Source organism: Sulfurospirillum arcachonense DSM 9755 (assembly GCF_000597725.1).
GTDB lineage: Bacteria > Campylobacterota > Campylobacteria > Campylobacterales > Sulfurospirillaceae > Sulfurospirillum_A > Sulfurospirillum_A arcachonense.
Window position 1 is genome coordinate 98,164 of sequence record NZ_JFBL01000011.1, and the last position, 7,339, is coordinate 105,502.

The 7,339-nt window shown below is 31.4% G+C and carries 6 protein-coding genes and 1 tRNA gene; 6 read left to right on the forward strand and 1 reads right to left on the reverse strand.

The features are described 5' to 3' along the window. Nucleotides 1-18: 18 nt before the first annotated feature. The 6 genes from K354_RS0109770 (at nt 19) to K354_RS0109795 (ending at nt 7,193) form a co-directional block, all read left to right on the forward strand. The gene (locus K354_RS0109770) at nt 19-915 is read left to right on the forward strand and encodes a branched-chain amino acid ABC transporter permease (RefSeq protein ID WP_024955315.1); all 897 of its coding nucleotides are present in this window, start codon (nt 19-21) and stop codon (nt 913-915) included. A gap of 67 nt (nt 916-982) precedes the next feature. Then, on the forward strand, nt 983-1,948 hold the full coding sequence (locus K354_RS0109775) for a branched-chain amino acid ABC transporter permease (RefSeq protein ID WP_425426678.1): 966 nt from the start codon (nt 983-985) through the stop codon (nt 1,946-1,948). Further along, complete coding sequence (locus tag K354_RS0109780; protein ID WP_024955317.1) at nt 1,945-2,712, forward strand: ABC transporter ATP-binding protein; 768 nt, start codon at nt 1,945-1,947, stop codon at nt 2,710-2,712. Before K354_RS0109775 ends, K354_RS0109780 begins: the two co-directional genes overlap by 4 nt. Then, nucleotides 2,705-3,400, forward strand: a complete 696-nt coding sequence (locus K354_RS0109785; protein WP_024955318.1) for an ABC transporter ATP-binding protein — start codon at nt 2,705-2,707, stop codon at nt 3,398-3,400. Before K354_RS0109780 ends, K354_RS0109785 begins: the two co-directional genes overlap by 8 nt. A gap of 149 nt (nt 3,401-3,549) precedes the next feature. After that, nucleotides 3,550-6,687 (forward strand): cytochrome c biogenesis protein, encoded by a 3,138-nt coding sequence (locus tag K354_RS0109790; RefSeq protein ID WP_024955319.1) that lies wholly within the window; start codon nt 3,550-3,552, stop codon nt 6,685-6,687. Nucleotides 6,688-6,746: 59 nt separating this feature from the next. After that, nucleotides 6,747-7,193 carry a hypothetical protein gene (locus K354_RS0109795; protein ID WP_024955320.1) on the forward strand — a complete coding sequence of 149 codons (447 nt, stop codon included), beginning with the start codon at nt 6,747-6,749 and terminating at the stop codon, nt 7,191-7,193. Nucleotides 7,194-7,248: 55 nt separating this feature from the next. Here the strand turns inward: K354_RS0109795 and K354_RS0109800 are convergent. Continuing rightward, nucleotides 7,249-7,325, reverse strand: a tRNA-Asp gene (locus K354_RS0109800). Between the last annotated feature and the right edge of the window lie 14 nt (nt 7,326-7,339).

Consider the following 7,339-nt stretch of genomic DNA (forward strand, 5'->3'; position numbering starts at 1 on the left):
GCGATTTTAGGAGATTGGATGGATTTTACTGTTTTTATGCAACAGATGGTCAATGGCTTTAGTCTTGGCAGTATGTATGCACTTATAGCTATCGGTTATACCATGGTTTATGGTGTTTTACGACTTATTAATTTTGCTCATGGTGATATTATGATGGTTGGAGCATTTTTAGGCTATTTTGGGGTATCAATTTTAGGATTGCCTTTCCCAGCTGCCGTTCTTTTAGCCGTTGTAGGTTCTGCTGCTTTAGGAATGCTTACAGATAAGATAGCATATCGACCCTTAAGAAGTGCTCCAAAAATATCACTTTTGATTACAGCTATTGGTATTAGTTTCTTTTTAGAAAATGCTTTTAATGTTTTCTTTGGTGGAACTCCTAGAGCTTTTCCTGTTCCTGAGTATATGGAAATCATCTTAAGTCTTGGCGGGCTTACTTTTTCAGTTGCTTCATTAATGGTACCAATCGTGACTTTAATTTTATTGGCAATTATACTTTGGATTTTATTTAAAACAAAATATGGCATGGCAATTCGTGCTCTAGCCTTTGATGTAAATACGGTTAATCTTATGGGAATTGATGCCAATAGAATTATCATGATAGTATTTGGTATAGGCTCAGCACTAGCAGCTGTTGGTGGTATCTTTTGGGCAGTTAATTATCCTTCGGTTGAACCTATGATGGGAGTTCTTATAGGTCTTAAAGCTTTTGCAGCTGCTGTTGTTGGTGGTATAGGAAGTGTTGCAGGAGCAGTAATTGGTGGATTTATTATCGGGTTTACTGAAGTAGTAGTTGTAGCATTTTTACCAGAATATGGTGGTTATAAAGATGCTTTTGCTTTTGTTCTTTTAATACTAGTTTTACTTTTTAAACCAACAGGTATTTTAGGCCTTAACTTTGATAAGAGTAGGTTTTAATATGAATTTAATTATAAAAAAAGAGCAATGGATAAATTTGGCCATAGTCGCATCAACTCTTTGGTTTATGTGGTTTGCACAAACTCATTTTGATGAGTATACAGTAAGAATTTTAAATAATATAGCCATATTTACAATCCTAGCAGTAAGTTATAATCTAATCAATGGTGTAACAGGACAGTTCTCATTAGAACCAAATGGTTTTGTAGCAATAGGCGCTTATGTTGCAGCTCTTTTATTGCTTGATGGTGATGCAAAAGAGTATCAATATGATATAGAGGATCCTTATCCTTGGGTTTTACTTTTACATGCAAATTTTGTTTGGGCTCTATTTTTTGCAGGAACTTTTTCTGCTATTTTAGCACTTATTCTCTCTTTTCCTGTATTTAGAGTAAGAGGTGATTATTTGGCTATTGTAACTCTTGGGTTTGGATTTATTATTAGAATTATTGCTATAAATAATCCAGAGGTTACTAATGGCTCGTTAGGACTGAATGATATACCAGAGTATTCTAATCTTTATTGGACAGGAGGAATTGCTACACTAGCTGTTATAGGGATACTTAATATTATTTATTCTAAGTATGGTCGTGCTATGAAAGCAATTCGTGATGATGAAGATGCAGCGATTGCTATGGGTGTTAATACTTTTAAAGTAAAAACATTGGCATTTTGTACGAGTGCCTTTCTAGAAGGTGTTGGTGGGGGACTACTTGCGGCACTTTTAACAAGTATCTCACCAGATTTATTTACATTCTTTTTTACATTCCAACTTCTTATTATTATAGTTCTTGGAGGATTGGGAAGTACAACTGGTGCCATTATAGGGACTATTTTAGTTATAGGTGGATCTGAATGGATGAGATTTTTAGACGAACCTATGAACTTTGGATTTATGGAAACTCCAGCAATGCCAGGTATGAGAATGGTTGTTTTTTCAGTGATATTAATTTTTGTAATGCTATTTGCTCGTGAAGGAATTATGGGTAAACGAGAATTGAAGGACCTTTTTAAGAAAAGAGGTGAATCATGATACTTCAGATGAAAAATGTAACTAAAAAATTTGGTGGAGTTACAGCCATAAATGATACAAGTTTTACAGTACAAGCAAAAGAGATATATGGTTTGATAGGACCAAATGGTGCTGGAAAAACAACAATGTTCAATATAATAACTGGTAATTATGAAGCTACTGAAGGTGAAATACTATTTAGAAAAGAAACACTCAATGGACTAAAACCTCATACAATAGTAAGAAAAGGGATTGCAAGAACTTTTCAAAATATTAGACTTTTTTCTTCTATGAGTGTTTTAGATAATGTGCTTATTGGGTTTGACTTTCAAGCGAAATATACTTATCTTGAAACAATATTTAGATTACCTCGCTTTTTTGGTGAAGAAAAACGTGTAAAAAAACGCGCTATGGAAATACTTGATTATTTTGGTATAAAAGAGTTTGCACATTATAAAGCGACAGATTTGAGTTATGGACAACAAAGAAAAGTAGAAATTGCAAGAGCCCTTGCAACAAATCCTGAAATGCTTCTTTTAGATGAACCAGCAGCTGGTATGAATCCTGCTGAAACTAAAGAGTTGGCAGAATTGATTCATAATGCAAGAGAAGATTTTGATTTGACAGTTTTATTGATAGAGCATGATATGAAATTTGTGAATCAGCTTTGTGATAAAGTTTTAGTTTTAGATTATGGTAAAACTATTTTTGAAGGTAAACCAGCTGATGCAATAAAAGATAAAGAAGTAGTAGCTGCATATTTGGGAGATTTTATTCATGATTAGTGTGAAAGATTTACATGTGTATTATGGTCTTATTGAAGCCGTAAAAGGTATTGATTTTAAAGTAGATGAAGGAAAAATTGTTTCTTTGATAGGATCAAATGGAGCAGGTAAAACTTCAACCTTAGAAGCAGTGCTTAATAGTGTTAAAAGAAGTGGAGAAATTATTTTTAGTGGATATGATATAGTCAATCACAAAACACATTCATTAGTACAACGTGGATTGGCCCTTGTGCCTGAAGGAAGAAGGGTTTTTATAAATTTAACCGTAGAAGATAATCTTCGTATGGGTGCTTTTAACAATGATGAAAATTATGCTCGTTTGCGAGATGCGATGTATAAGCTTTTCCCTCGTATTAAAGAAAAAAGAAATCAAATGGCTGGAACTCTGAGTGGAGGTGAGCAGCAAATGCTTGCAATTTCAAGAGCATTGATGAGTGAGCCTAAACTTTTAATGTTAGATGAGCCTAGTCTTGGACTTGCTCCTAAAATAGTAGGGGAAGTTTTTGAAACTATTGTAAAATTAAAAGAAGAAGGCATTACAATTCTTTTAGTTGAACAAAATGCTTTTGCTGCACTTAAAATTTCTGATTATGCTTATGTTCTTGAAAATGGCAAAATTGCTATGGAAGGTATCGCTTCACAAATGATTGGTGACGATGAAATTAGAAAAAAATATCTTGGTGGTTAGTTTATTCTAATCACTACTCTCTTAATGTAAATCACAGAATTTCCAAAAAAATTAGTTAAAATATTTTTTTAATATTTTTTTAATATATTTAAAAAATATTTACTTTACTCAGATAATATACTGATGAGTTTATATCCTAAAGGAGTTATATGAAGTCTTTAATAAAAGGACTATTTTCAATGAAAGCAGCAATTGTTTTTTTATTATTTTTTGCATTTGCAAGTGCGATAGCAACGTTCATTGAGAACGATTTTGGTTCATCTGGTAGTTGGGCTGTTGTTTATAATACAGTTTGGTTTGAAATAGTTCAAGTTTTACTAACAATTATAATTATAACTAATATGTTTAAGTACAAAGTATTTCAAAAAAATAAAATTCCATCAGCACTTTTTCATTTAGGTTTTGTTGTTATACTTATTGGTGCAGCTATCACTAGATATACTGGTTATGAAGGCTCACTTCACATAAGAGAAGGGCATGCTGAAAATAGAGTAGTTTCATCGGAATCATTTGTTATTGCAAGTGCAATTAAAGAGAATAAAATTTATAAAAAAAGTAAAAAAAAGTTAATAGCAGCTATTGGATATAACGATTTTTCTATGGATTTAAATGTCAATGGAGATATTGCTACTATTGAATATAAAGATTTTATACCAAATGCAATTACTGATATTGTAGAAGCAAAAGATGGCTCACCTATGGTTTCTATGGTAGTTAGCGGTAATGGTGAAACAGAAAATGTAGTTTTAAAAGATAAAGATTATTTAGATGAAACACCAATTTATTTTTCACTCAATAGAGAAGTTAATACACAAAATAAGCCTATGGTTAATGTTACTATTAGAGATGGAAAATTTTATTTTAAATCGAATAAAAAAATAGGTTGGTTTAAAATGATAGAGAATACAAGAGGTACGTATGAAGCAAATAAAGAGTATGAATTTGTATCAGGACAACTTTATACTTTAGGAAATACTAATTTTGCTCCAAAATATATAGGGTTAAAGGGAAAAGAAAAAATCATATCAAATCCAAATCCAATGCAAAGAAATAGAAATAGTCTTTCAGCACTTCTTGTAGATGTTACTTTTAAAGATAAAACAAAAGAAGTTGCAATGTATGGTATGGGAAAAGGTGCAAAAGGATATCCCAAAGCAGTAAATATTGCTGGGGTTGATTTTAAATTTGAATGGGGTTCTCAAATATTTGAATTACCATTTTCAATAAAATTAAATGATTTTCAATTAGATAGATATCCTGGTTCTATGTCACCTATGTCATATGCAAGTGAAGTAGAAGTTCTGGATAAAGAACAAAGTACAACTTTGCCATATAGAATTTATATGAATCATGTTTTAGATTACAAAGGTTTTAGGTTTTTTCAATCTTCATATGATAGAGATGAAAAAGGAACTATTCTCTCTGTTAATAGTGATCCTGGGAAATGGCCAACTTATATAGGATATATTTTATTAAGTTTGGGTTTGTTCTTAAATCTTATTAACCCCAAAAGTCGTTTTAGGAAATTATCAAGTATGATTCAAAGAGATATGGTTAAAATAAAATCGATTTTATTGGCATGTTTTATGTTGTTTGGTTTGTTACATGTTGGAGAATTACAAGCAAATGAAAATGCATTTAATTATCTTAAAAAATATGATAGAGCTCATGCGGAAAAATTTGGAGAGATACTAGTACAAAGTGCAGATGGTAGAATAAAGCCTATTGATACTATTTCAACTGAAGTATTAAATAAAGTATATAGAAAATCATCATATAGAGGTATGAGTGCCAATCAAGTGATTTTAAGTATGATGTCAAGTCCTGGTGAATGGCAAGTTCAACCTATGATCCATGTATTCCATCCTGAATTAAAAAAACTTTTAGGAATGGATTCAAAAGCAAAAAAAGCAACTTTTAATGACTTTTTTAGAAAAGATGGTGACTATGGGTATAAGTTACAAAAATATGCAGAAGAAGCAAGTCGTAAAAAACCATCTCAAAGAAATCAATTTGACAAAGATGTAATAAAAGTAGATGAAAGATTAAATATTTGTTATTTAGTTTATACAGGTGAAATTTTGAAGATGATACCAAAGATAGGTGATCCTAATCATAGATGGTATAGTTTAAAAAGAGCAATTGCACAGTTTCCAAAAGAAGAAAGTAAGGATATAAGAACACTTTTGGCAGGATATTTTGATGCTATATCAAAAGGTCTTGAAAATGGTAATTGGGCACAGGCTAATTTAGCAGTGCAAAAAATAAAATCTTATCAAGAGCAATATGCTTCAGATATTATGCCACGACCTAGTAGAATAAATGCAGAAATGTTTTTTAATAAAGCGGGAATTTTTCAGAAATTGACACCTTTTTATCTTTTAAGTGGTTTTTTCTTGCTGTTTTCAATTTTTGCAAAAATGCTTAAACCTTCAATTTCATTGCATAAAGTTACAAAAGTTATATTTGTTATTACTATTTTAGCCTTTTTAGTACATACTTTTGGTTTAGGTTTAAGATGGTATATCGCACAGCATGCTCCATGGAGTGATGGATATGAGTCTATGATTTATATTGCTTGGTCATTAGTTCTTGCTGGACTATTTTTCTCAAGACAATCAATAGTTTCTTTGGCCTTAACATCAATTTTAGCAGGTGTTACTCTATTTGTTGCACATCTTAGTTGGATGGATGCACAAATAACTACGTTAGTTCCTGTTTTAAAATCATACTGGTTAAATATTCATGTATCCGTTATTACCGCAAGTTATGGTTTCTTTGGATTATGTTGTTTACTTGGTTTATTTACATTAATACTGTTTACTATAAAAAAACCAAATCAAATATCGAAAAGAAATGATGAAATAGATAGAAATATTGTTGAAGCTACAAGAATTAATGAAATGGCTATGATATTAGGACTGAGTCTCTTAACCGTAGGTAACTTCTTAGGTGGCGTTTGGGCAAATGAATCATGGGGTAGATATTGGGGATGGGATCCAAAAGAGACATGGGCATTAATTTCAATTTTAATTTATGCAGCTGTTGTTCACTTTAGATTTATAAAAAGTTTAAACAATCAATTTGCTTTTGCTGTTGCATCAGTAGTGTCTTTTGCCTCTATTATAATGACTTATTTTGGAGTAAATTTTTATCTCTCAGGTATGCATTCTTATGCTTCAGGAGATCCAGTTCCAGTTCCTACATTTGTTTATTATACAGTAGCAGTAGTAGCTATTGTAATAGGGCTAGCTTATAGAAATAGAAATTTATCTAAAACACTTTAGACAAAATATATAGGGACTTTTTAAAGTCCCTTACGTTATAATCCTCGAAAGGTTGTAATGTGGAAGAAAAAAGTTTAATTATATCGTTGATAGCAGCGTTGTCTGTGATTGTTTTTTTAGTGTTACTTGTTGTATTTTCATCAATGGGAAAAAAGAGTGTTGTGATAAAAAAGCACACAAAAAATGCTCCTACTAAAAATAAAAAACTTACCATTGAAGATATGCTAGATATTGCTGCAAATAAAAACTCTACTAAAAATGATTTAACAAATGCGATTATTAAAGTCTCTAAAGAGTTTATTTTTCCTTCTAAAATTAAAGGTAAGATGCCTAAAGGTATTAAACTTTACCTAAACTTTGTTCTACTTACTGCTAGTCATAAAAAAGCAGACGCCAAACTTATAGCTTTTATGAGTTCAGAGCTTAAAAAAGCTAATAAGGACTACTCTACAGAAATAGATATTTATGAAAATGAAGGTTTAAGACAAAGAATGCATAGAAATTGATATGTAGAATATTTTGATTTTTGAAATAATATTAGAGGTGTTCTATAAATTATCATGGCGCGGCGGACGAGACTCGAACTCGCGACCTCCGGCGTGACAGGCCAGCATTCTAACCAACTAAACTACCGCCGCGCATGAAAAATGGT